The 22639-nt window shown below is 63.7% G+C and carries 24 protein-coding genes; 7 read left to right on the top strand and 17 right to left on the bottom strand.

Annotated elements, in window-relative coordinates; translation table 11 throughout:
- Nucleotides 1–9 precede the first annotated feature (9 nt).
- The gene (locus K9B33_RS08675) at nucleotides 10–891 is read left to right on the top strand and encodes an SDR family NAD(P)-dependent oxidoreductase (protein WP_224548117.1); all 882 of its coding nucleotides are present in this window, start codon (nucleotides 10–12) and stop codon (nucleotides 889–891) included.
- Nucleotides 892–902: 11 nt separating this feature from the next.
- A complete protein-coding gene (locus tag K9B33_RS08670) occupies nucleotides 903–1439 on the top strand; it encodes a hypothetical protein (protein WP_224548116.1) in 537 nt (178 codons plus the stop codon).
- A gap of 311 nt (nucleotides 1440–1750) precedes the next feature.
- Here the strand turns inward: K9B33_RS08670 and K9B33_RS08665 are convergent, their stop codons facing one another.
- The gene (locus K9B33_RS08665) at nucleotides 1751–2098 is read right to left on the bottom strand and encodes a hypothetical protein (protein WP_224548115.1); all 348 of its coding nucleotides are present in this window, start codon (nucleotides 2096–2098) and stop codon (nucleotides 1751–1753) included.
- A 206-nt stretch (nucleotides 2099–2304) separates the two neighbouring features.
- On the opposite strand from K9B33_RS08665, the gene K9B33_RS08660 reads away from it, so the two are divergent.
- The 3 genes from K9B33_RS08660 to K9B33_RS08650 are packed head-to-tail and all read left to right on the top strand — an operon-like array spanning nucleotide 2305 to nucleotide 5039.
- Nucleotides 2305–2646 carry a helix-turn-helix transcriptional regulator gene (locus tag K9B33_RS08660; protein WP_224548114.1) on the top strand — a complete coding sequence of 114 codons (342 nt, stop codon included), beginning with the start codon at nucleotides 2305–2307 and terminating at the stop codon, nucleotides 2644–2646.
- Nucleotides 2636–3910, top strand: coding sequence for a type II toxin-antitoxin system HipA family toxin (locus K9B33_RS08655; RefSeq protein ID WP_224548113.1), 1275 nt, complete (start codon nucleotides 2636–2638; stop codon nucleotides 3908–3910). The genes K9B33_RS08660 and K9B33_RS08655 overlap by 11 nt, the downstream gene beginning before the upstream one ends.
- A gap of 1 nt (nucleotide 3911) precedes the next feature.
- A complete protein-coding gene (locus K9B33_RS08650) occupies nucleotides 3912–5039 on the top strand; it encodes a PIN domain-containing protein (RefSeq protein ID WP_224548112.1) in 1128 nt (375 codons plus the stop codon).
- Here the strand turns inward: K9B33_RS08650 and K9B33_RS08645 are convergent.
- From K9B33_RS08645 to K9B33_RS08625, 5 genes are all read right to left on the bottom strand, one after another.
- Nucleotides 5036–6022, bottom strand: a complete 987-nt coding sequence (locus K9B33_RS08645) for a DUF4365 domain-containing protein (protein WP_224548111.1) — start codon at nucleotides 6020–6022, stop codon at nucleotides 5036–5038. The genes K9B33_RS08650 and K9B33_RS08645 overlap by 4 nt on opposite strands.
- A complete protein-coding gene (locus K9B33_RS08640) occupies nucleotides 6019–6573 on the bottom strand; it encodes a hypothetical protein (RefSeq protein ID WP_224548110.1) in 555 nt (184 codons plus the stop codon). Before K9B33_RS08640 ends, K9B33_RS08645 begins: the two co-directional genes overlap by 4 nt.
- A gap of 82 nt (nucleotides 6574–6655) precedes the next feature.
- On the bottom strand, nucleotides 6656–8422 hold the full coding sequence (locus K9B33_RS08635) for an ABC-three component system protein (protein ID WP_224548109.1): 1767 nt from the start codon (nucleotides 8420–8422) through the stop codon (nucleotides 6656–6658).
- Nucleotides 8419–8664, bottom strand: a complete 246-nt coding sequence (locus K9B33_RS08630) for an ABC-three component system middle component 6 (protein WP_224548108.1) — start codon at nucleotides 8662–8664, stop codon at nucleotides 8419–8421. Before K9B33_RS08630 ends, K9B33_RS08635 begins: the two co-directional genes overlap by 4 nt.
- Nucleotides 8661–9569, bottom strand: coding sequence for an ABC-three component system protein (locus tag K9B33_RS08625; RefSeq protein WP_224548107.1), 909 nt, complete (start codon nucleotides 9567–9569; stop codon nucleotides 8661–8663). Before K9B33_RS08625 ends, K9B33_RS08630 begins: the two co-directional genes overlap by 4 nt.
- A gap of 208 nt (nucleotides 9570–9777) precedes the next feature.
- On the opposite strand from K9B33_RS08625, the gene K9B33_RS08620 reads away from it, so the two are divergent.
- Nucleotides 9778–10038 (top strand): helix-turn-helix transcriptional regulator, encoded by a 261-nt coding sequence (locus K9B33_RS08620; protein WP_224548106.1) that lies wholly within the window; start codon nucleotides 9778–9780, stop codon nucleotides 10036–10038.
- On the opposite strand, the gene K9B33_RS08615 is transcribed toward K9B33_RS08620, so the two are convergent.
- From K9B33_RS08615 to rpsM, 9 genes are all read right to left on the bottom strand, one after another.
- Nucleotides 10028–11284 carry a tyrosine-type recombinase/integrase gene (locus tag K9B33_RS08615; protein WP_224548105.1) on the bottom strand — a complete coding sequence of 419 codons (1257 nt, stop codon included), beginning with the start codon at nucleotides 11282–11284 and terminating at the stop codon, nucleotides 10028–10030. The two genes, K9B33_RS08620 and K9B33_RS08615, sit on opposite strands and share 11 nt — an antisense overlap.
- A gap of 294 nt (nucleotides 11285–11578) precedes the next feature.
- Nucleotides 11579–13138: a glutamine-hydrolyzing GMP synthase gene (gene guaA, locus K9B33_RS08610; protein WP_224548104.1), complete on the bottom strand. Its 1560-nt coding sequence runs from the start codon at nucleotides 13136–13138 to the stop codon at nucleotides 11579–11581.
- A gap of 43 nt (nucleotides 13139–13181) precedes the next feature.
- Nucleotides 13182–14432, bottom strand: a complete 1251-nt coding sequence (locus K9B33_RS08605; RefSeq protein ID WP_224548103.1) for a TCR/Tet family MFS transporter — start codon at nucleotides 14430–14432, stop codon at nucleotides 13182–13184.
- Between the two features lie 288 nt (nucleotides 14433–14720).
- Nucleotides 14721–15353, bottom strand: coding sequence for a hypothetical protein (locus tag K9B33_RS08600; protein WP_224548102.1), 633 nt, complete (start codon nucleotides 15351–15353; stop codon nucleotides 14721–14723).
- 106 nt (nucleotides 15354–15459) lie between these two features.
- Nucleotides 15460–17640, bottom strand: coding sequence for a prolyl oligopeptidase family serine peptidase (locus tag K9B33_RS08595; RefSeq protein ID WP_224548101.1), 2181 nt, complete (start codon nucleotides 17638–17640; stop codon nucleotides 15460–15462).
- A 101-nt stretch (nucleotides 17641–17741) separates the two neighbouring features.
- Nucleotides 17742–18164 (bottom strand): 50S ribosomal protein L17, encoded by a 423-nt coding sequence (gene rplQ / locus K9B33_RS08590; protein WP_224548099.1) that lies wholly within the window; start codon nucleotides 18162–18164, stop codon nucleotides 17742–17744.
- Between the two features lie 176 nt (nucleotides 18165–18340).
- Complete coding sequence (locus K9B33_RS08585; protein WP_224548098.1) at nucleotides 18341–19402, bottom strand: DNA-directed RNA polymerase subunit alpha; 1062 nt, start codon at nucleotides 19400–19402, stop codon at nucleotides 18341–18343.
- Between the two features lie 118 nt (nucleotides 19403–19520).
- Nucleotides 19521–19910 carry a 30S ribosomal protein S11 gene (rpsK, locus tag K9B33_RS08580; protein WP_004208752.1) on the bottom strand — a complete coding sequence of 130 codons (390 nt, stop codon included), beginning with the start codon at nucleotides 19908–19910 and terminating at the stop codon, nucleotides 19521–19523.
- 111 nt (nucleotides 19911–20021) lie between these two features.
- Entirely contained in the window at nucleotides 20022–20390 is a 369-nt protein-coding gene (gene rpsM, locus K9B33_RS08575) for a 30S ribosomal protein S13 (protein ID WP_066606530.1), read from the bottom strand.
- Nucleotides 20391–20669: 279 nt separating this feature from the next.
- Here rpsM and K9B33_RS08570 point away from each other — a divergent pair, with 279 nt between their 5' ends.
- Nucleotides 20670–21245, top strand: a complete 576-nt coding sequence (locus K9B33_RS08570; RefSeq protein ID WP_224548097.1) for a hypothetical protein — start codon at nucleotides 20670–20672, stop codon at nucleotides 21243–21245.
- A gap of 451 nt (nucleotides 21246–21696) precedes the next feature.
- Here K9B33_RS08570 and K9B33_RS08565 read toward each other — a convergent pair whose 3' ends face one another.
- Nucleotides 21697–21966 carry a 3TM-type holin gene (locus tag K9B33_RS08565; RefSeq protein ID WP_224548096.1) on the bottom strand — a complete coding sequence of 90 codons (270 nt, stop codon included), beginning with the start codon at nucleotides 21964–21966 and terminating at the stop codon, nucleotides 21697–21699.
- 11 nt (nucleotides 21967–21977) lie between these two features.
- A complete protein-coding gene (locus tag K9B33_RS08560; RefSeq protein WP_224548095.1) occupies nucleotides 21978–22517 on the bottom strand; it encodes a glycoside hydrolase family 108 protein in 540 nt (179 codons plus the stop codon).
- Nucleotides 22518–22639 lie beyond the last annotated feature (122 nt).

Raw genomic sequence — 22639 nt, 5'->3', positions numbered from 1 at the left:
AACCGCACCATGCAGAAGAATATCCTGATCACCGGCGGCGGTGGCCGCTTCGGACGCATTGCGGCGGAGATGCTCGCGGAAGCCGGGCACCGGGTATTCGCTTCAATGCGCGAACCGACCGGCCGCAATCGCGAGCGCGCGAATGCGCTCTGGGCGCAGGGCATCGATGTGGTGGCGATCGACGTCACCGACGACGCATCGGTTGAGCGTGGCGTTCGGCACGTGCTGGGGAAAGCCGGACGGATCGACGTGTTGGTGAACAACGCGAACGTCACAGCGATCGGCGCGTGCGAGGCGTTTTCCGCAGAGCAGGCGCGCCACTTGTTCGAAACCAACGTCGTGGGAACGTTCCGGTCATCCAGGGCGGTCTTTCCCGCGATGCGCCGCGCGCAGGATGGACTTATCGTCAACATCGGCTCGGTCCTCGGCCGGATCTCGCTGCCCTTCATCGGCCTCTTCGGTGCGAGCAAGTTTGCGGTCGAGGGTCTGAGCGATGCCTTGCGATATGAAGCCGCCCCTTTCGGCATCGATGTCGTCCTGATGCAGCCGAGCGTCGATCCGATCGCGATGTACGAATGTGCGCAGCTTCCCGCCGATCGTGCGCGGACAGGGCTGGATGGTTCGGCGCCGCACTCCGAGGATGCCATATTCGATCAGATGATGGATCGGTTCAAAGGCTGTGATGGACCCGATCCTGCCGATCTTGCCACGCGCGTTCTCCGACTGATCGAAGCCACGAAGGGCTCCCGCCCCGACAGGATCGTGGTTGGCGCGTCCTACGGCGCAGACGAGATCAACCTACTCGCGCGCGGTGTTCAGGCCAAGGCTTGGGCCGAGCTCGGCGTGGAAGACGTCGGGCCCCCGCCTATCGAACACACGCAGACACCGTAGGAGGCAGCACGATGGGCGTGGCCTTTCTTGATTTCTCTTCGAGCGAGCGGCGCCCGCTGGCAATCCACCAACAGGTGCTCGAACTTCCCCGCCGCGGCCTCGATGCCCGCGAACGCGGCGCCGTGCTGCTGGCAAGGACGGACGGCAAGGAAAGCCTTCACAGCCCAAGCCGTCTTCACAGGCTTTTAGAGATTTGCTTCGGCCTTTCGCGTCGGCCCAATACGCTTGCGGACCCACGCCTGGAGGGCTTGAGACGCTATGCCGTGGCAGTAGCTCACGACACGGACGAATCAGCAGCTAGCGAACGAGAGCATCTCATCGCACTCGGTTTTTCCGATCATCAGATCCTGACCGCAGCAACGGCGGCCGTTCGCTTTCGAGTGAAACCCGTGCGGGGTCTGTGGAGAGCTGTCGCCCTCGCCGTCCTCGTCGGCAGCACATTCTGGGGTATCAATCAGTATCTTGGGGACTGGCTGATCGCGCTCGTCGTTGCGATGGCGATAACGGTGCCGATCGTGGCGTTCGCTGCTCCGCGCACTTCCGTCTGAACTGCGAGCCGGCTTGGCACATCCAACAAACTCCGCTGGCCTGCTCGCTTTGTCTATCTACTGATAGATACTTGTTGACTCCGGATATCTGACTCGGCATACCCGATCTGTAACCGATCAATCGATAGATAGATCGTTGCAGAAGGGTGGAATGAGCAATGAAGATTCCCGCGCGTATCTCCGACCTTGTCGCTGCGCATGAGTGCGGCAGCCAAGGTGCTCATCCCGACGATCTCGTGAGGATTCCACCATCATGATCGATGACTGATTTCTAGCCAGCGTTGTCCGTCCGACATCGAGGGGTTCATCGGTCAAGTTAGAGACCGAGCCTTCAAGACGGTCACCGCCTTTTTCGACCATCGCTGCCTGATCCTGAAACGGAAATGCGCAATTCGGCGGCGCATGTCGGCGAGGCTGACGACGCCGTTCTTGGCACCGAACGCGTCCCAGGCCATGGACAAGGGCACATTGGAGGCATGGCTGAACACGCCGCCGCCGACGATATAGTCGTTCGGGCTGTGCAGCTTGAAGAGGAACAGCTCGCCGGGCGCGAGCGCGCGGAAGCTCTTGCCGCCGCTTGGCTGCCAGAAATTCACCTCGTCCGGTTGGGCGGCTGAAAGAAGGTCAAACCAGGTCCGGTCGGTGATCGCGAGGAACATCGTGACCATGGGTTGAACCTGTCGGCTTCGCGTCGGCTTGGCAAGGCATGAAGCGGAAATCGGGCTGTGGATGGGTCATAAATAGATCGCGGCATGCCTTCATGGACTATTTATGGCGCATGCTAGAACCAGATACCTTGACTCTTGATAAGACGGTCCATAAATAGCTCGCCAATCGGCCTCACGCGACATTTATGGATCATGTCATGCCCAAGCCCGTCAATCGCGCTGCATCGCGCTATGCCCAAGACGCCATTGCGCTGCTCGGCAACAGCATCCGGATCGCGCGGCTTGAGCAAGCCATGCGCATGGATGAAACGGCCGAGCGCGCAGGCATTTCGCGCGCCCTGCTGCGCCGCATCGAAGCGGGGGATCCGGGCAGCTCGATCGGGGCGGTGTTTGAAGTCGCCGCGATCGTCGGTGTCCCCTTGTTCGAAGCCGAGCGGAGCCGGCTGGCGACGCACCTGGCACATCAGGCCGACAAATTGACCCTTCTCCCGGGAAGCGTCCGCGCGCGCCGGACCGCGGGAGTCAAGGATGACTTCTGAGGTTCGGTACGACGAGGCCTATGTCTGGATCTGGCTTCCCGGTGCGAAGGATCCGTTGGTCGCGGGTCGTCTCAGTCGGGACGGCAAGAAGATCCTGTTCAATTATGGCCGATCCTATCTCCAGCATCGCGACCGCATCGCCATCTATCACCCCGAACTGCCGCTCGAGCCCGGCATCCTGCCGCTGGTCCCCGGGCTTTCGATGCCGAGCGCTATCCGCGACGCATCGCCCGACGCCTGGGGGCGACGCGTCATCATCAATCGCACGCTCGGCAAGAAAGCGGACAAGATCGACGGGGCCGAACTCGATGAACTGACCTATCTGCTCGAATCGGGTTCGGACCGGATCGGGGCGCTCGACTTCCAGCTGTCGGCGACCGACTATGTGCCTCGCCAGCGCCATGCGGCGTCGCTCAGCGAACTGATGGAATCGGCCGAGCGGGTCGAGAAGCGGCTCCCGCTCACGCCCGAACTCGACCAAGCTTTGCAGCACGGCACCTCGCTCGGCGGCGCACGGCCCAAAGTTCTCATCGATGCCGAGGGTATCAAGTTCATCGCCAAATTCTCGGCCACTAACGACCTGCACAATGTCGTGAAGGCGGAATATGTGGCGATGCGCCTGGCCGCGATTGCCGGCCTTGCGGTTGCGCCCGTCCGGCTGGAGCGCGCCATGGGCAAGGATGTCTTCATGGTCGAACGCTTTGATCGCGTCCAAGCGCAGGACGCATGGCATCGGCGGGCGATCGTCTCGGCGCTCACCATGCTCGAGCTCGACGAAATGATGGCGCGCTATGCCAGCTATGAGGATCTTGCCGAGATCATCCGCCATCGCTTTGTCGATCCGACCAGGACGCTTCGCGAGCTGTTTGGCCGCTTGGTCTTCAACATCCTGTGCGGCAATACCGACGATCATGCGCGCAACCACGCCGCCTTTTGGGATGGCCAGAGCTTGGCGATGACGCCAGCCTATGACATCTGCCCGCAAATTCGCGCCGGGGGTGAAGCGGGACAGGCGATGCTCATTTCCGGCCAGGTCAATGCGAGCCAATTGCGACACTGCCTAGAGGCATCGCCAGCCTTCCTGCTCTCGGCCGACGAGGCCAAGGCGATCGTTAGACATCAGACGGCAGCGATCCGCGAACATTGGGACGGCGTTTGCGACGACGCGCAGCTGAACGCCGGCGAGCGCGACCTTCTGTGGAATGGCGCGTTCTTCAAGCCGTACGCCTTTGAAGGCCTGCCGGCTGACATGGCGGAGCTTTGAGATGCCGGTCTGGACAGAAGAGCAGCTCGACGCAGCCATCGCCGCGCATGAAATCGGCTTCATCACGCTTGATACGAGCATCTTCGACAAATTCGGCTGCAACCTGCGCTACCGCGCGCTCCAGCGGCTCGACCAATTCAAAGGCGCGGGCGTGTCGGTCATTTTCTCCGATATGATCGCCGGCGAGGTCCGGGCGCATATCGTCAAGGAGGCCCGGGAGAAGGCCGCCAATCTCAAGGCCGCGCTCAACCAGTATCGCAAGGCCTGGCATCGGCCAGAGACGGGGTCCGCGCTGGCGCCGGCGGTCGACCTGGACGGTGACGCGGTGCTGCACGCGCAAGCGCAGTGGGATGCCTTTCTCGGCGTCATCGGCGCCGAAATGCTCGAATCGGAAGGGCGGGTGTCGCTTCGCGAACTGCGCGACCGCTACTTCCTGCCGCTGCCACCATTTTCAGAGAAGGACGGCAAGAAGTCCGAATTCCCCGACGCGATCGCACTGATGGCGCTCGAGCATCTTGCGCGCGAGAAGCACAGCATGGTGCTGGCGGTCAGCCGCGATGGCGATTGGCATGATTTTGCCGAGCAGTCCGCCTATATCGTCGTCGTCGACGATCTGGCCAAGATGCTCGAGCGCTACAATCTGGCAGGCGTGCTGATCGCGCAACGACTGGTGCTGGCGCTGGCCGGCGGGACGGCGCCCGAGCTGGCCCAGATGATCGAGAGCGAGATCGGCAGCTGGCTGGAAAATTGCGACTTCACGCCTGACGGCGAATCCGAGTTCATCTGGGAAGCGATGCCAAGCGCCGCGAGCCTCGATGGCTGGGAAGTGGAGGATGGGCCGAGCGTCGTGTCCCTGGACGAAGATGAACTCACCTTCTCGATCGACCTGAGCTGCCAGATCACGTTCGAGGCGGATTTCGACCTGCAGATACGCGATGGGGTCGACAAGGATTATGTCTCGATGGGATCAACCGCCGCGAGCAAGACGGAGACCCGGACGATCAACGTCACGGTGATCTGCGCGGCCACCGAAGACGACAATTACGAACCCTATGAGGTCGAGATGAACCGGCAGCATCTGCACATCGACTTCGGGCGGGTCGAGCCCGATTGGTGGGACCGCGACTAAAGGCCCCATTTTCCGGTATCCCGCCGCCAGAAAGACCACCATTCGGGGTCATGCCGGTACCAAGCCAGCAGGCTGGCTGCGCGGCTGCGGACATCAGGTTCAAAACTTTCGTCGGCGACGATGGTGGTGAGGATCGCGATGCTCTGGGCGGACATGCCCCACAAGGGCATCAGGCTGTAGCCCAGGCTCGGGCGCTCGAAATCTTCATCGTCGAGCAGCGCCAGCAATTTGGCGATCTCGGCGGGTCCAAAAGCGAGGATGCGGGCGAGCGGCGGCGCGCGCACCGCGTCGGGCACCTGTCCGGTATGATAACCAAGGTCGTCATGCCCGAGCAGCTTGGCCATTGCGATCGCGACGGCAATCGTCAGCTGCTCGGCCGGCTTCTCGAGAAAGGCGTCGATAAGGCAGGACCAGGCGTCTGCCGCCAAATAATGGCGAGCCCGGATGACGCGGACGCCGAGATCGTGCGTCTCCACATCGTCCGATCGAACCCAGGCACAGACAGTGTCGAGCGGCACGGTCGGCGCCTCGCCGAGCAGGGTGGGGAGAAGGATCGTCCCGAACTGGTCGGGGTCGAACCGGTTCCACATCGCCTTGGCAAACACGAAGGTGGTCCCGGCCTTGGGATTTTGCGCCAGGGCGTCGCGCGAGGCGGTCTGCAGGTCGATCCAATAGGCCATGACCTCGACCGGATCATAAACAACGCCGAGCGTCTGGAGATCGTGCTTGGCCCAAAAATAGACATGCGCGGCGGAGGCCGGCAAATGGCATGTGCCGGGAGTGACATAGCTTGCGCCCGACTTAACCTGCAGCGCGATTTCGCGCGGGCGGACATGTCCGTCGATGACGGGGATGATGGTCGCGTCGTGACCGAAATCATGTTGGAGGTTGATCTCCTTGAAGAGCGATCCGGCGCCCTCCACCACGGATCGCGCGAAATTAACCCCGGCCCGTTCAGTGACGAGATTGCCGCGGGTCTTCACTTCCCCAAGGCCTTTGGTACCGGTAGCGCCGGAGCTTCGGCGTTTTGAGGAAGCGGCGGTCGCGCCGATTCACTCGGAAAATTGGTCCAGAGCAGCCACGCGAGCGCCATTGTGAAGATCGGGGCCGCCACGAGCAGGACCCGGTAGCCGAGCTCGCCGCGCCGAACCTTGTTCCATTCGATCTTAAGTAAATCCTGCGCGGCGAGCACGATCGTCTCGATGTCGGCGTCGATATCCGAGGCCGGCGGCCTGGCAGTCAGCTTTGTCCTGCACGCAGCGATCAGCGTGACTACCGCGTCCCATTCGCGCTTGATGGGATTCTCACGCAGGCGGATGCGCTCATATGCCAGGTCGAACGCAGCGAGCGCATCGTCGCGTTTGGCCGTGTCGCCGCGCGCGATGCGCCGGCCTTGCGCCGCGACCGTGGCGAGATCCTCACGCTGAGCATTGATCCAGGCCTGTCGGAACTCGGACACCTTTGATCCGCGTGTGGTGACGAAGCCAAAGATGGAGACGATGCCGGCAAGGATGGCGACGATCAGCGGGGTCATGCGATCTTTCGATAGCCGGCGCTACCATCGAACAACCTCGCATCTGATCGCGCGATAGAAGCGTTGTGAGGATATTGCGGCATTAGTTGAAACGCAGACCAAAGAGCCCGCCGGATTCGGTCGCATCGGTGAGCCGGGTTGGGACCAGGAAATCGCGGATGTCGAAGCCTGGGCGAAAGCCATCGCGCGGCAACGCGTCCGAGTTCATCGTCACGATATATTGAAAGCCGACCGCGCTGGCGTGATCGGCCCCGAGCTGAAGCGCTTTGGCGACCTGCCGCTCATCGACGCCGTCGAACAGATGGCTGTCATGGATAAGGAAACCGGGGCCCATGCCGCGCTTGGTGACGAGTTCTGCGAGCATCAGATCAAAGCAGAATATCTGCATGTTCGTGATGCCCTTGCTACGCTGCGCATCGATCCGAACATCGACCGTCGGACCGTTCGGCGTAGCGCTTACTGTGAGACTCCCGGCCTTCTCGTACAGTGCGTTCGAGAGTTCCTCGAAGGCGAGGACTGCCTCGGAGATGATTGGTGCTCGCTCATGATGATCGTCCTGCAGTGCCTTCAAAAGCCGCGCACGATCGATGTCGAGTTCGGCCTTGGTGCTCTCGATCCGTTCGGCCGTCGCGAGGCGGTGCCGCAGCCCCTCAGCTTCGGCCTCGGCGCGCCCCGCCTCTTCCTGGAGGGAAGCGTAATGTTCGAGCGCGCCTCCCGAACGGAGAATTCCCATGATCTGCCGGCGGCGCTCGTCGATACGTTCGCGCTCCGCATCACGCGTCGCGATGCGGGCGTTCGCCGCCTCGAGCTCGGATGCGAGATGGGAGCGACGGTTCTCGATGACCGCCTCGTGGAACAGCTGCACCTCGTCAAATCGCCGCTTCACCGTCCCCGGCAGGACGATGCCCGCCTCGGCATACATCCTTTCCAGATTGGTCGACGCCGGCGCCGCTTCGTTCGACAAAGCGCCTTCAAGTTGGAGGATCAACTCGCGATCCGCCGTGTTCTGGTCGTTGAACGATGAGATATCGCGCGTGATTGCCGAGGCTTCGCGCTCCAGGTTGGCGTATTCCGGAACGACGACAAAGGTGGTGAGTTGCTCGGCCAGCCGACGGGCGCGGGCCTCGGCGATGGTGAGCCGTGTGCGCAGCTCGGCGGCCGATCCAAAATATTTGCCGAGATCGCCAGCCTTCGCCGCCTTGCGCAGCTCGGACATCGCCTTTTCTTGAGTGCGCACCTCCTGGAACTCTTGCGGTATGCGGGGATCGAGACCGAGCAGATAGGAGATTGAGACCTGCTGGTCCCAAGGTTGCTGCTTTGTCGAATGCTGTGTCGGCGACAGAAAGCCCCCGCTGTTCTGTCGCCGGGCAAAATAGGAGAAGAGCGAGCGAAAGCTTGGGCTGAAGCGGGGTATCTCCTCACCGTCGAGCGCGATTGGCAGGCCAAAAAGGTCGGCCCCGAGCACACTGCGCCACTGCTCGAGGCTCACGGTGACGTCGCCGATCATGGCATCAAGTGTGGGCTCTATCGACCACCCTGACGTGTCGCCCTGGATCCGAATGCGCGATGGCTTGAGGCCGGACCGGCTGATGTCGACCTGTTCGCCGACGATATCAACGCGCGCATCGAAGGTCCAAGGGGCAAGCGTGTCAGACTTGAAAATGCTCTCTTTGTCGACTTTGGCGCCGAACAGGAAATGGACGAGCTCAATGAAGCTGGTCTTGCCGGCACCATTGCGGCTCTGCCGGTCGGAGGCGCCTTCGCTCTTGTCCGCGAGCAGCACGTTAAGTCCCGGTTTGAAACTAAGGCTTTTGAACGTGCCAAGATCACTGGAGACCGAGTGAATCATGCGGCGGTCTTCCGGACGAGACCGCGATCCAGCTCGACAGCGCCTATCGTAAACAGGAGGTCCAGCGCTAGGACGAACCAATCATAGTTGATCGGCGCAGCGGCAGGGGTACGGCCACGGGCCATGCGCACGTGATCCCACAAACGAGACACCGTAGCCGGCTCGCGCAGCTCCACCAGCAATTCGCCGCCAATGCTCAGCAGCGTGCGGTCCGGTCGGATATGTTTGGTCGGCAGAATCATGGCGTGGCGTCTCGAAGAGCGTCCTCGAATATATCGCAACGCTCGAAAAAGTAGGAAAGCACGGCCAGCACCGCCCCCTGATGCGCCGGCTCACCCTCCATGCCACCTGCGAAAGCCTGAAGCTCGCCGAAAATTGCGTCGGGGGACAGACCAACCGCCTTGAGCGCCTGGTAGCGGATCCGGAAGCCTTCGGCGATGGCCTCGCCGAGCGCCGGGTCGGGCCAGGCATCGAAGAAGTCTTGAACCAAGCGCTCCCTCCTGCGTCCCTGACGAAGCAGCCCCGCCGCGTCCTCGGACAAGGCATTATTCTGAAGCTTGAGCGGCGACGGCGCGGTCAGTGGCGGATCGGCCGGCGGTGGTTGGCGTTGGATCGCTATGAGAACGGGGCGCAGCGCGGCGAAGTCAAGGCGCTCGAGTGTCCGCTGTGACGGCGCCGAGCCGAACAGCTCCTCAAGCTGATGAAGCGCAAGCCCCATCACGACCATCCGCATCTCGGCCTCAGCGAAGGTCGCGATGTCGATCGACGGATTTGCGTGCCGCAGATCTTCCAGCAAGCGGACGGCTTCGGCGGGTAAGCCGCGCGGATCATTGTGGACGAAAATCCAGCGCCGCATGCGATCGCCCCAATGCGTCCGGGCTCCCGAGAAATCCTCCTCGATCTTGGCGAGAAGGGCTTCGAGCTTCATCGTGTCGGGCGCATAGGATTGAAAAACGGTTCCGTCGCTGGCTCGGAAGCCATCGCATTTGAGATCGCCTTTGGAACCGTAGGGGCGAACCGTCTCGAAATCGCCCGGAAAACCATGCGCCATGATACGCGCGAAGAGGGTCTCGAACGCTTTTCCTTTGTCGCGCAGGAAGGCGTTCTCGAACTTCAGCCCATAGAAACTGCGCTGCGTCTCATCCACGTTGTCTAGCCCCCGACCCGTTCATACCGTCCGCGAGTCGCGACGCAAAAACAATCTTTCGAAGAGCATAGATCGTTGTGCTGGAAAACCGGAAGGCGCCGTGCCTTTGTTTTTCTACGCTACCCTTCGCTCCCGCGATCCTGATCTTTCCATTTCGCCGATCCCGCGCTTTCAATCGCTGGCAATCGAGAAGTGTAGGAGTATTGCGATGCCGAAGTCCGATCCGGTCACACATACAAGGACCATCCGGCGCCAGCAGCTCAAAGAGATGGTGCCGCTCGCTGACAGCACGATCTTCGGGATGGAACAACGCGGGGAATTCCCCCGACGCTTCGCGCTGTCGTCGCGCTGTGTCGTGTGGGATCTGGCTGAGGTCGAGGCATGGCTCGCATCGCGGCGCGCCAGGCCGATCGCCAGAGGCCAACAAGTTGATGTTCGTCATCGCCGCAGCCGCCCGGTCAGAGGCTAGGATCGGGTTCGAGCAGCGGCATCGCCGGCGGTATGATGACCGGCGCATATTTCCGGCCATCGATCCAGGCGTCGACGGTGTTGGACCATTCCTGGATCATGTGGCGACGCTGAACCTCGTACTCGGCCTTGTTATAGACGCCGCGTGAGGAGCGTCCGTCCTCATGGGCGAGACACTTTTCGATCCAGTCGCTGTTGAAACCGAGCTCATTGAGCAGGGTCGATCCGGTGCGTCGGAGATCGTGCACTGTGAAGGCCACCAACGGCAGCCCGTCCTTCTTGGCCTGCTCGACAACCGAGTAGGTGACGCGGTTGAAGGTCGCTCGCGACATAGGCGCGTCAGCGTCATAGCGTGAGGGGAGCAGATATCTCGAGTTTCCGGCACAGGTCTTCAACGCGATCAGGATGTCCAGCATCTGCGTCGACAGGTAGACGTTGTGCGCCTTCGAGCGCTTCATGCGCTCTTTCGGGATCGACCAGACGGCGTTCTCGAAGTCGACTTCATCCCACACGGCGTCCTGCAGTTCGCTCTTCCGCACCATCGAGAGCAGGAAGAATTTCATGCCGAGCCGGATCGTCGGCAGGGTCGCCACCTTCTCGATCATCTTGAAGAGCACGCGGATCTCCGAGGGAGAAAGCGACCGATCCTTTGGCGTGAAGGTTGCGATCGACGCCGGGCCAACCTCGTCGGCGGGGTTGGTGATCTTCTCCCCGTGCAGAATCGCAAAACCGTAAATCTGTTTGACGATGTCGCGGACGTGGATCGCGGTCGCGGGCGCGCCGCGATCCACGATGGCAAGGCAGTGAGCGCGAAGGTCGCCGGGGGTGATCTCCGACAAGAGCCGATTGCGCCACGTCGGCAGCAGCTCACGCTCGAAGATCGAGCGACGCATCGCGCGGGTGCTGTCGGCCATCGGCGCCGCAGTCAGCCACTTCTCACCGAACTGGCCAAAGCTCTTGGCCTCCTTGATCCGGCGCTTGTCCCTTTGCTTTTCAATTGAAGGCGATAGCCCTTCCTGGACCATGCGCTTGGCGTCGATGCACTTCTCTCGAGCGCGTGCCAGAGAAAGGCCAGAAGGTCCGTATTTTCCGATGGTTACGGTCTCGCGCCTGCCGTTAAGACGGTAATCCAGGCGGAAGGAAATGGTGCCGTTCGTCCCGACGCGCACATACATGCCGTCACGGTCCGAAACCTTGTAGGCTTTCTCTTTTGGTTTCAAATGCTTGAGCGCTGCGTCGGTCAACATTGCCAGGGCCTCCGATCATTTTTACCGTCACCCCTAAAACGCACCTCTCCCAACCCGAAAAGCACACCGTTTCCAGTGACTTAGGCGGAAAAAATTACCGTCAGGGGCTGTTGTATCCCTGACGGTAACGGCGATTTTGGCGATGGACAAGAGGAGGCGATACCGTCAGATCGCTCGACGGATTTGAATGCTACCCACCGAATGTCGTTGAATGTCGTTGCGATAAAAATAAATTTTATCAGTTAGTTACGGCGTATTCTGGCGTAGCGCCGGCCCCCTCTGGAGGGGCCTGAATCATTCCCACTCGATCGTGCCCGGCGGCTTCGAGGTGTAATCATAGACCACGCGGTTGATGCCCTTGACCTCGTTGATGATGCGGGTCGCGACGCGGCTGAGGAAGGCGGCGTCGAAGGGGTAGATGTCGGCGGTCATGCCGTCGGTCGAGGTGACGGCGCGCACGGCGCAGACGCTGTCATAGGTGCGGTGGTCGCCCATCACGCCCACGGTGCGGACCGGCAGCAGCACCGCGAAGGCCTGCCAGATCGCGTCATAGAGGCCGGCGCTCCGAATCTCCTCCAGATAGATGGCGTCCGCCTTGCGGAGAATGTCGCAGCGTTCCTTGGTGACTTCGCCGGGGATGCGGATGGCGAGGCCGGGGCCAGGGAAGGGGTGGCGACCGACGAAGATGTCGGGCAGGCCCAGTTCCTTGCCGAGTATGCGGACCTCGTCCTTGAACAGTTCGCGCAAGGGCTCGACCAGCTTCATGTTCATGCGTTCGGGCAGGCCGCCGACATTATGGTGCGACTTGATCGTGACCGACGGGCCGCCGGTGAAGCTGACGCTCTCGATCACATCGGGATAGAGGGTGCCCTGCGCCAGATAGTCGGCGCCGCCAATCTTCGCGGCTTCCTCCTCGAACACGGCGATGAATTCGCCGCCGATGAACTTGCGCTTCTTTTCCGGGTCGGTGAGGCCGGCGAGGCCGCCCAGGAAGCGGTCCTCCGCATTCACATGGACCAGCTTGATGCCATAATGTTCGCGGAACAGGCTGACCACCTGTTCGGCTTCGCCCAGCCGCATCAGGCCATGGTCGACGAAGACGCAGGTGAGCTGGTCGCCGATCGCTTCATGGATCAGGACCGCAGCGACCGCGCTGTCGACGCCGCCGGACAGGCCGCAAATGACCCGGCCTTCGCCCACCTGCGCGCGAATCTCCGCGATCTTGGTCGCGCGAAACTCCGCCATGGTCCAGTCACCGGCGAGGCCGCAGACATGGCGGACGAAATTGGCGAGCAACTTGGCGCCGTCGGGGGTGTGGACGACTTCGGGGTGGAACTGGGTGGCGTAGAAGCGCTTGGCCTCGTTGGCGGTGATGGCGTAGGGCGCGCCCTCGCTGGTCGCGACCACTTCGAAGCCGGGGGCCAGGCTCGTGACCTTGTCGCCATGGCTCATCCAGACCTGATGCTTTTCGCCGGTGGTCCACAGGCCGTCGAACAGGGCGCAGCCCTGCTTCACCTCGATGAAGGCGCGGCCGAATTCGCCGCTTTCGCCGCCTTCGACATTGCCGCCGAGCTGCTGCATCATCGTCTGCTGGCCGTAGCAGATGCCCAGGATCGGAATGCCCGCGTCGAAGAAATGCTGCGGGGCGCGGGGGCTGTCCTCCCACATGACCGAGGAGGGGCCGCCGGACAGGATGATGCCCTTGGGCTGCATCCGTTCGAAGGCTTCGGCGGCGCTGTTGAAGGGGGCGATCTCGGAATAGACGCCGGCTTCGCGGACGCGGCGGGCGATGAGCTGGGTCACCTGGCTGCCGAAGTCCACGATGAGGATGGAATCCTGAAGGGGCAGCGTCATCGAATCGCCTTTATGTCGAGCGTGGGAAGGGATTCGCGCCCGGTTAGTCGCCCGGCCCCGATATGTCCAGTTGCGGCTTGAATTGCTGGCCCGCTCGCCAGCCGATCAGCGCCGCGAACGCCAGCACGGCGGCAGCGATGAGGAAGGCGCTGCCGATGAAGGGGAGGGTCGGTCTTGCCCCCACCGAGAGCGAATAGATGGCGCCGAAGAAGAGCGGCGAGACGATGCCGGCGATCGCGCCGACGCTGTTGTTCGCGCCCTGCAACTGGCCCTGTTCGGATTGCGAGACGTGCCGCGTCATCAGCGACTGGATCGTCGGCATGGCGAGGCCCCAGAGCGCATTGGGGAACATGGCGGCGATGAACAGCCAGCCGGTCGGGGCGAGGCCCATGGCCGCGACGCCGATCGCGCCGAAGCACAGCCCCACCACCATGGTGGTGCGGTCGCCCAGCCGCTTGACCACCGGGGCCACCAGCAGCCCCTGCACGGCCATGTCGAGCAGGCCCACCAGCGCCAGCAGGCCGCCCACCTGCCATGCGCCCCAGCCGTAGCGATCGCCGGCATAGAGGACGAAGATGGCGGAGAAGATGTGATGGGCGAAATAGAGCAGGAAATTGCCGACGGCGAGGCTGGACAGTTCCGGGTGCGAGCGCAGCAGGCGCAGCGCGCCGAAGGGATTGGCGCGACGCCAGCTAAACGCCATGCGCTTGTCCGGCATCAGCGATTCGGGCAGGACGAACAGGCCGTAGAGGAAGGCGAGGCCGGACAGGGCGGCGGCGGCCCAGAAGGGCGCGCGGTGGGAAATTTCACCCAGCACGCCGCCCAGCAGCGGCCCGGCGACGAAGCCGGCGCTGAAGGCCGCGCCGATGAGGCCATAGCCCCTGGCGCGCTCTTCGGGCGGGGTGATGTCGGCCATATAGGCGAAGGTGGAGGTGAAGCTGGACGAGGTGATGCCTGCCAGGATGCGGCCCAATGCCAGCCACCAGAGATTGGGTGCGAGCGCCATCAGCACATAGTCGAGCGACAGGCCCGCGACCGAGATCAGGATCACCGGTCGCCGCCCGAAGCGGTCGGACAGCGAACCGATCAGGGGCGAGCAGACGAACTGCATCCCCGCCCACAGCGCGACGAACAGGCCGTTCCACATGCCCGCGGCCGCGTCGGAGCCGGACAGCGTTTCTATGAGCTGCGGCAGGACCGGGATGACGATCCCCATCGACATGACGTCGAGCAGCGCCGTGATGAGGATGAAGACGATCGCGGCGTTGCGGCGGGGCAGGGGCGGGGCGGACATGGCGGTGGGGCTATAGGGATGCGCGGGGGTTGCCAAGGGCGACGGTGCCGAAGTTCACGATGTTGTTAAGTGTCGGGAAGCAATCGTCGCTGAAACGCCGCTGCGAAGCCATGGTCGAGTAAGTGATGGATATCGGACGGGTCGCGCCGGTGCGCCAACGAGGCGGCCACCAAGTGCCGGTCCTGCATCAATGGTGCCAGACGGGCGGCGAGTGCCCATCCCGCTGGCAGGCAGTGCATGGCAGGAAACCGACATTCCGGCCGCATGACCGAGACTGGCAGACCCGGCTTACCGCATCGCGACGTCACGGCTGAGATAGACTTCCGCCACCCGGCCGTTCTTCATCGCGCAGGTGAAGCGGCGCGAGACGCCGTCATTGGCGTGATAGCTGGTGCGGGTTTCGACATAGCCGTCGATATTATAGCCATCGGCCGTGGCGAGCGGCGTTTCCATGTGGCGCACCTCGGCATAGCCGCCCTCCCGCGCCTGCGCTTCGTCGCGGGCGGCAAGCGCGCAGGCGTCGGTCAGCGCGCCGTTCCCATCGCCGGCGCCCGCGATATCGGAGAAGTCGGCGTCGTCGCGTGCGGGGGCGTCATCGCGGACGTCCGCGCCATAGTCGGTGCCGCTGCTGGGCGGGGGCGCGTCATATTCGCCGCCGGTGTTCGGATCGCGAACCCTTTTGTCCTTGTTCATGGAATTGGCGACGATCGCCACCGCGCCCACGATCGCCGCGACACCGATCGCGTCGCCCAGGCCGAAGCCGTCGCCGCGGCGATGATGCCGGTCCCAGCCGCCCTGATGGCCCCAGCCACCGCCGCCATAGCCGTAGCGCGGGCGGGCTTCGGCCGTCCCGACGCTGCCCAGCAGCAGCCCCGCGCTCACCAGCGCCCCGGTCATCCAGCGAGTCTTGGTCCCGATCATGCCTGCGTCTCCATGCGATGAATGGGGCTATAGCCGCGATCGGCTGTCGCGCGGCTGAACGGCGGTGGCGCCCATCCACCGGCCTCGCCGGTCCCCCGCGGGACTATCAATCCGGCCTGGCCTTGATCTTCAATCCGGTGGAATAGGCCGCGAAGCTATAGCTGTCGGCATATTCGTCGATCAGCTTGTCGACCGGCTTGCCCGACCCATGGCCCGCCCGGCTTTCGACGCGCAGCAGGCGGGGGCGGGCGCCAAGGTCGGCGGCCTGAAGCGCGGCGGCATATTTGAAACTGTGGGCGGGGACGACGCGGTCGTCGGTGTCCGCGGTGGTCACCAATATCGCGGGATAATCCTTTCCACCCAATATGTTGTGATAGGGCGAATAGCCGTAGAGCAGCGGGAAATCGGCCGCCTTTTCAGGCGATCCATAATCGTCGATCCAGTAGCGGCCCGCGGTGAAGCGGTCGAAGCGCAGCATGTCCATGACGCCCACGGCCGGCAGCGCGGCGGCGAACAGGTCGGGCCGCTGGTTGACCACGGCGCCGACGAGCAGCCCGCCGTTCGAGCGGCCCTCGATCGCGAGGCCGTTCTGGGGGGTGAAGCCGTTGGCTTTCAGATATTCGGCCGCGGCGATGAAATCGTCGAAGACATTCTGCTTGTTCGCGCCGCGGCCGGCATCGTGCCACGCCTTCCCATATTCCCCGCCGCCGCGCAGATTGGCGATGGCATAGGCGCCGCCCTGTTCCAGCCAGGCCATGCGGGTCGCCGAATAGCCGGGCGTCAGCGAAATGTTGAAGCCGCCATAGCCGTAGAGGATGGTCGGCGCGGCGATCGCGCGATCGGCCAGCGCCTTCTTGCGCAGGATCGTCATCGGGATCAGCGTGCCGTCCTTCGACGGGTAGAGGCGCTGTTCGATGCCGAACGCATCGGGATCGAAGGGCAGGTCGGGCTGGGCGAAGATCTGGCTTTGCAGGCTGCTGGTGTCGAAGCGGTAGATGCTGGACGGGGTGACGAAGCCGGAGAAGCTGAAGAAGGTTTCGGGGTCGCCTTCCCGCCCGCCAAAGCCCGCCGCGGTGCCAAAGCCCGGCAACGGCACGTCGGTCACCTTGCGCCCGTCCAGTTCGACCAGTTCGGCCACGGTCTGGGCGTCGCTCATATAGGCCAGGATCATGCGGTTGCCGACCAGCGACCCGCCGGCCAGCGTCTCCGGCCGCTCGCGCACCAACGGCTTTGGTCGCTGGCGCGGGCGCGATGCGTCCAGCGTCACCACCCGCATATGGGGGGCGTGATCGTCGGTCAGGAAGAAGAGAGTCGTCCCCTTGCTGCCGATCAGCCGCCAGTCCTGCGCCGGTCCCTTGACCAGCAGGCGAGGCTTGATCGGACCGCCGGTGAGTTCCGCGACATGGAGTTCGCGGCGGGGGTCTATGCCCTGAAAGGAACTGATGATCAGCCAGCGGCCGTCGCCGGTCACCTGCGCCTGGTGGCTGAGCGCGGGCCGGTCGGGCGTGGCGTAGACGAGCTGGTCCTGCGCCTGGGCGGTGCCGATGCGGTGATAATAGAGCTGCTGGTCCTCGCTGGCCGACCGGAATGCCTCGCCATCCTGGGGCGCGGCGAAGCGGGAGTAGAAAAAACCCGCTGCCTGGCCGTCCCAGGCGATCTGGGAGAATTTCACCCATTCGACCCGGTCGTCCAGCACTTTGCCGGTATCGACGTCGAGCAGCTTGAGCGTGCGCCAGTCGCTGCCGGCCTCCTGCACTGCGAAGGCAAGGGTGCGGCCGTCGGGGGAGGGGGTCCATTCCGCCAGCGCGCTCGCGCCATCCTTCGCCCAGTCATTGGGGTCGAGCAGCAGCCGTTGCGGGCCGTTCAGCCCTTCGCGGACATAGAGCGGGGTCTGGTTCTCAAGCCCCTTGTTATAACCATAGAAATAGCGGCCGCCCGCCTTGCGCGGCACGGTGTAGCGGCCGTGCGAGAGCAGCGCCTGCATCCGGCCCTTGAGCGCCTCGCGGCCGGGCAGGTCGTCGATATAGCGGCGGGTGAGGGCATTTTCCTGGCCCACCCAGTCGCGCACCGCAGGGTCGGCGCGCAGGTCGTTTTCGAGCCAGCGATAGGGATCGGCGACCTTCACGCCGAAATGATCCTCGACCAGGTCGAGCCGCCTGGCGACGGGATAGCGCAGGGCGTCGGACGCCTTCAGGCCGCCCGCATCGATGGCGGCGCCCTCCGGCCCCGCATCGGCGGGGCTGGCCGCCAGCAGCAGCGGCAGCAGGATCAGGGCAGCGACGCGCATCCTCTCTTTCGACTCTTTTCCAAACGACAACAGGCCGTGGCTCCCTAGAGAGCCACGGCCTGTTGGTAAAGCGCCAGTCCCTGAATGCGGGACTGGTCGGATCAGGCGTCTTCCTGCTCGTCTTCCGCGCTGAAGACCGGACCGCTGTCCTGGCCCTTGGCGCTGACGTCGCGGTCGACCAGCTCGATGATCGCCATCGGCGCCGCGTCCGAGGCGCGGAAGCCGGCCTTGATCACGCGGGTATAGCCGCCGTTGCGGTCCTTGTAGCGTTCGGCCAGGACTTCGAACAGCTTGGCGAGCTGCGCATCGTCCTTCAGGCGGGCGTCGGCCAGACGACGGTTGGACAGGCCACCCTTCTTGGCGAGCGTGATCAGCTTTTCGACGTAGGGACGCAGTTCCTTGGCCTTGGCGACGCCGGTCAGGATCTGCTCATGCTTGATGAGCGACGCGGCGAGGTTGCGCAGCAGGGCGGTACGATGACCGGTGGCGCGCTGCAGCTTACGATGACCAACTCTATGACGCATAATGCATTCCTTCGTTCGTTAAGGGACCGTGCAAGGTATCCCAGACCAGGCGGCGAATAAGGGGCGCCGCCCAAAACCCCGATAAACCAGCATCCGTTCGCTTCGAGCGTGGCGAGAAGCGTCTTGCGCGAGCTTCCCGTTTCTCGACTTCGCTCGAAACGAACGGCAGTCTGGCTTTAACCCAGCAGCTCCTGTTCGAGCTTCTTGGCCATTTCCTCGATATTTTCCGGCGGCCAGCCGGGGATGTCCATGCCCAGGCGCAGGCCCATGGACGACAGCACTTCCTTGATTTCGTTCAGCGACTTGCGGCCGAAATTGGGGGTGCGAAGCATCTCGGCTTCGGTCTTCTGGACCAGATCGCCGATATAGATGATGTTGTCGTTCTTGAGGCAGTTGGCCGAGCGGACCGACAGTTCCAGTTCGTCCACTTTCTTGAGAAGATAGCGGTTGATCTGGTTGGTGTCGCTTTCGCCTTCCGAAGCCGCAGCGGCGGTGTGACCCGCAGCAGGGGCGGCGGCGGGCAGCGCGTCTTCGAAGTGGACGAACAGCTGGAGCTGGTCCTGCAGGATACGGGCGGCATAGGCCACCGCGTCTTCCGGCGTGACGGTGCCGTCGGTCTCGACGGTCAGCGACAGCTTGTCATAGTCCAGTTCCTGGCCGACGCGGGTGTTGTCCACCTTGTAGGCGACCTGACGGACCGGCGAGTAGAGCGCATCGATCGGAATGAGGCCGATCGGTGCGTCCGCCGGGCGGTTGGCGACGGCGGGGACATAGCCCTTGCCGACATCCGCGGTCAGTTCCATGTTGAGCGTCGCGCCCTGGTCCAGATGGCAGATGACCAGATCGGGGTTCATCACTTCGATGTCGCCCACGACGCTGATGTCGCCCGCCTTCACCACGGCCGGGCCGGTGGCGGAAAGCTGCAGCCGCTTGGGGCCTTCGCCTTCCATGCGGAGCGCGACCTGCTTGATGTTGAGGACGATGTCGGTCACGTCCTCGCGCACGCCGGCCAGCGACGAGAATTCATGCAGGACGTTCTCGATCTTGATCGAGGTGACCGCCGCGCCCTGGAGCGAGGAAAGAAGAACCCGCCGCAACGCATTGCCGAGCGTCAGGCCGAAACCGCGCTCAAGCGGTTCGGCGACGAAGGTCGCCTTGCGCTTGCCGTCGCTGGTCGGCTTGATTTCGAGGGCGTTGGGCTTCTTCAATTCCTGCCAGTTCTTCATGTTGACAGTCATGTAATTCCCCTGGGGATGTGGCCGAAACGCTTATCATCCTGGACCCGACAGGACGTTGCGGCCGATGTAGACGGGTAACGGGCGGCGCGTCCGCCGCCCGCATATCGCTCAGCCGCTGTTAGACGCGGCGACGCTTGGACGGACGCACGCCATTGTGCGGGATCGGCGTCACGTCGCGGATGGAGGTGATGTGGAAGCCGACGGCCTGCAGCGCGCGCAGAGCCGATTCACGGCCCGAACCGGGGCCCTTCACTTCGACTTCGAGCGTGCGGACGCCATGTTCGGCGGCCTTGCGGCCAGCGTCTTCGGCGCACACCTGGGCGGCGTACGGGGTCGACTTGCGGCTGCCCTTGAAGCCCATCATGCCGGCCGAGGACCACGAAATCGCGTTGCCCTGGGCGTCGGTGATGGTCACCATGGTGTTGTTGAAGCTGGCGTTGACGTGGGCCACGCCGGCCGAGATGTTCTTGCGTTCGCGGCGCTTAATGCGCTGGGGTTCGCGTGCCATTTTGAGTTCTTCCTACAAAATCTGCTAGGCCTAGGCCGCGCCTTGTCGATGGCTGCCTCCGGCGGAGTAAGGCTGAAAACAGTCCCCCGGACCGTTTTCCCGGCGCCTTACTTACTTCTTCTTGCCAGCGATCGGCTTCGCCTTGCCCTTGCGGGTGCGCGCATTGGTGTGCGTGCGCTGGCCGCGGACCGGCAGGCCCTTGCGATGACGCAGGCCGCGATAGCAGGCCAGATCCATCAGGCGCTTGATGTTCATCGCGGTTTCGCGACGCAGGTCGCCCTCGACAGACAGGTCGGCGTCGATGGTTTCACGAATCTGCAGCACTTCGGCGTCGGACAGGTCCTGCACGCGGCGGCTGTGATCGATGCCCAGCTTGTCGGCGATGTCGACGGCGGTCTTGCGACCGATGCCGTGAATGTAGGTCAGCGCGATGATCACGCGCTTGTTGGTCGGGATGTTAACACCCGCAATACGTGCCATGGTAATAGTGTCTCCTGCTCCACAGGGCCGACCGGAGTCGTCCCTATCTCAAAGCGTCCGAGCCGGTTTTCCCTGGCGAGGAAAAACGGCCAATTACATAACCCCGGGACGCAAAAAAGACGGCCAGTGCCAAAAGCACCGCCGCTCGCCACGTTCAGGGGAAGGGGGCCATTAGCGATTCGGCGGAAAATAGTCAATTGCCATGCGGCCGGACGCAGCGGTTCGGCGGCTCGACCCTTTTCGGGTTGAGCGTCCGGCAAGCGTCCGGCATGGAAGGCTATGCGTCTCATCCCATCCTTCGCCGCGCTCGCGCCCTTTCTGATCCTGCTTGGCTCCTGCGTCGGCCCCGGCGCCGACCGGCCGGTGGCGCGCCCTGCGCCAGCGCCCGTGGCGGGGCGACCCGTCCGGCCTGCGCCGACGCCTGCGCCCCAGGCGCAGCCCGCGCCGGTCGCAACGGAATGGCAATATCGGCCGGTCGCGCCGGGCAACTGGACATATCGCGCCGAAGCGGCGGGGGCGTCCGCGACATTCGGTTCGAGCATAGCGGACGCGCAACTGACGCTGCGCTGCGACCGCGCCAGCCGCCGGGTCAGCCTGGCGCGGGCGGCGGTTGGGGCCGGGGGTGGCCAGGGCGCGCTGATCGTGCGGACCAGCTATGGCGCAGCGAGCTGGCCGGCGACGGCGTCCGGTGGCGCGGTGCCGCATCTGGTCGCTTTTCGCGCTGCATCTGATACCGGCCTCGACCAGCTTGCCTATAGCCGCGGCAAGATCGCGGTGGAGGCGGCCGGGCAGCCGCCGTTGATCGTCCCGGCTTGGGCCGAAATATCGCGCGTCATCGAGGATTGCCGGGGTTGAACCGCTTGGCGTGATCGGCGCCGAAGCAGGACGCGAAATTATGATTCGAAAAAAGAAAATTACAAGTCTTGATCATGTCTCTCGTCTGATTCACAGTCCGTCTCGTGGCCGATCAGAGGGTACACTCGAAGCCGGTCACGCGGGCTTCAACTAGCGAAAGGAGGTGATCCGATGTCTCATGGTTCAGCATTGGGGTCGGTTCAGTCCATTCGGGAAACGCGCCGCTGAGCGACGCCTTAGCGTCGATCCCTTCACCAGAGACTGTGAGCGCCAATAGACAGGCCGTGTCTCCGGGCGGACGATAGCGCGACAATCCGTTTTCCTTGGGCGGTGCTTCCGGCCGCTGACCATGCACATGATGGGCCGTCGGGCTTTGACCCGGCGGCCCCTCTCATGCTTGTATGATAGGGCGGGGCGGCGGCCTCGCTTCTCAAGGCCGCGCCCTTCTCCGTTAGCGTTCCAGCCCCTTCGCCTTGCCCCAGGCGCGCGCGGCGGTATAGCCCAGATAACCGGTGCCGAAGAGCGCGTAGAGCGGTTCGGGGAGCGCGCCCAGATAGGCGCGCATCCCCGCGATGATCGCCGCCGCCGTGGCCGGATGGATGCCCGCGACCAGCCCCATTGGCACCGACCAGAGCAGCAGCGCATACATGACGTAAAGAAAGGCGGGCCGCGCGCGCCTTGCCCAGGGATCGGTCGAGTCGGGGTCGGTGTCCTGCTGCATTATCCCCTCCCTTAACCGATCCGGTTGGCGAGCCAGCCGTAGAGAAAGGCTTCGTTGGCTGGGCGCTGCTCCGCCAAGGCGACATAGCGTTCGCCCTGCAACGCCTCCATCGCCTTGAGCAGGACCTTGTCGCCGGACGCGCCGCGCAAGGTGCGGAACGCGCGCAAGGCGGCCAGCGTCCGCGCGCCGATCGCCCGGTCCACCTTGATATCGGGATAGTCCTGCTGGTTGCGGTTGAGCGCGTTGAGCGCGCGCTGGAGGAAGCCGGTCGCGGTCGCGACGCCCATATTGACGCCGGTGTCGAACAGTTCCGCCGCGATCGGCCAGCTCATCTCCGCGACGAAGGCGTAGCCGGGCCGGTCCCAATAGAGGCGGCGGTAGATGCCCTCCGCCATGGCACGCGGCATCGCCTGCATCTCGCCGGCATAGCCATTGGCGCGCGCCACGCCCAAGGTGATGCCCATGTTGGTCGGGCCGCCGCGATCGGCAGGGTGATTGCTGTAGCCGCCTTCGCGGGCGATGACCTCGTCGATCAGGTCGTGAATGTCCATATTCGCCTCCAGTCAGGAAAGAGGCGAATCATTTATCCCATATGGTTTGTTGTAGGACAGCGAGAAATATGCGGTGCGCGGTGCGCGCAGGTGTCTGTGCGCCTGCAGGCACGACAAAGCGG

The organism is Sphingobium sp. 3R8 (genome assembly GCF_020166615.1).
GTDB classification, from domain to species: Bacteria; Pseudomonadota; Alphaproteobacteria; order Sphingomonadales; family Sphingomonadaceae; genus Sphingobium; species Sphingobium bisphenolicum.
The sequence above is the reverse complement of the archived record's forward strand: the minus strand, read 5'-3'. Positions and strand labels throughout refer to the sequence as shown.

Bases quoted from the DNA above. Each gene is read 5' to 3' on its own strand.
- K9B33_RS08675 (WP_224548117.1), top strand. From the start codon at position 10: ATGCAGAAGAATATCCTGATCACCGGCGGCGGTGGCCGCTTCGGACGC.
- K9B33_RS08670 (WP_224548116.1), top strand. From the start codon at position 903: ATGGGCGTGGCCTTTCTTGATTTCTCTTCGAGCGAGCGGCGCCCGCTG.
- K9B33_RS08665 (WP_224548115.1), bottom strand. From the start codon at position 2,098: ATGTTCCTCGCGATCACCGACCGGACCTGGTTTGACCTTCTTTCAGCC.
- K9B33_RS08660 (WP_224548114.1), top strand. From the start codon at position 2,305: ATGCCCAAGCCCGTCAATCGCGCTGCATCGCGCTATGCCCAAGACGCC.
- K9B33_RS08655 (WP_224548113.1), top strand. From the start codon at position 2,636: ATGACTTCTGAGGTTCGGTACGACGAGGCCTATGTCTGGATCTGGCTT.
- K9B33_RS08650 (WP_224548112.1), top strand. From the start codon at position 3,912: ATGCCGGTCTGGACAGAAGAGCAGCTCGACGCAGCCATCGCCGCGCAT.
- K9B33_RS08640 (WP_224548110.1), bottom strand. From the start codon at position 6,573: ATGACCCCGCTGATCGTCGCCATCCTTGCCGGCATCGTCTCCATCTTT.
- K9B33_RS08635 (WP_224548109.1), bottom strand. From the start codon at position 8,422: ATGATTCACTCGGTCTCCAGTGATCTTGGCACGTTCAAAAGCCTTAGT.
- K9B33_RS08630 (WP_224548108.1), bottom strand. From the start codon at position 8,664: ATGATTCTGCCGACCAAACATATCCGACCGGACCGCACGCTGCTGAGC.
- K9B33_RS08620 (WP_224548106.1), top strand. From the start codon at position 9,778: ATGCCGAAGTCCGATCCGGTCACACATACAAGGACCATCCGGCGCCAG.
- K9B33_RS08615 (WP_224548105.1), bottom strand. From the start codon at position 11,284: ATGTTGACCGACGCAGCGCTCAAGCATTTGAAACCAAAAGAGAAAGCC.
- guaA (WP_224548104.1), bottom strand. From the start codon at position 13,138: ATGACGCTGCCCCTTCAGGATTCCATCCTCATCGTGGACTTCGGCAGC.
- K9B33_RS08605 (WP_224548103.1), bottom strand. From the start codon at position 14,432: ATGTCCGCCCCGCCCCTGCCCCGCCGCAACGCCGCGATCGTCTTCATC.
- K9B33_RS08600 (WP_224548102.1), bottom strand. From the start codon at position 15,353: ATGATCGGGACCAAGACTCGCTGGATGACCGGGGCGCTGGTGAGCGCG.
- K9B33_RS08595 (WP_224548101.1), bottom strand. From the start codon at position 17,640: ATGCGCGTCGCTGCCCTGATCCTGCTGCCGCTGCTGCTGGCGGCCAGC.
- rplQ (WP_224548099.1), bottom strand. From the start codon at position 18,164: ATGCGTCATAGAGTTGGTCATCGTAAGCTGCAGCGCGCCACCGGTCAT.
- K9B33_RS08585 (WP_224548098.1), bottom strand. From the start codon at position 19,402: ATGACTGTCAACATGAAGAACTGGCAGGAATTGAAGAAGCCCAACGCC.
- rpsK (WP_004208752.1), bottom strand. From the start codon at position 19,910: ATGGCACGCGAACCCCAGCGCATTAAGCGCCGCGAACGCAAGAACATC.
- rpsM (WP_066606530.1), bottom strand. From the start codon at position 20,390: ATGGCACGTATTGCGGGTGTTAACATCCCGACCAACAAGCGCGTGATC.
- K9B33_RS08570 (WP_224548097.1), top strand. From the start codon at position 20,670: ATGCGTCTCATCCCATCCTTCGCCGCGCTCGCGCCCTTTCTGATCCTG.
- K9B33_RS08565 (WP_224548096.1), bottom strand. From the start codon at position 21,966: ATGCAGCAGGACACCGACCCCGACTCGACCGATCCCTGGGCAAGGCGC.
- K9B33_RS08560 (WP_224548095.1), bottom strand. From the start codon at position 22,517: ATGGACATTCACGACCTGATCGACGAGGTCATCGCCCGCGAAGGCGGC.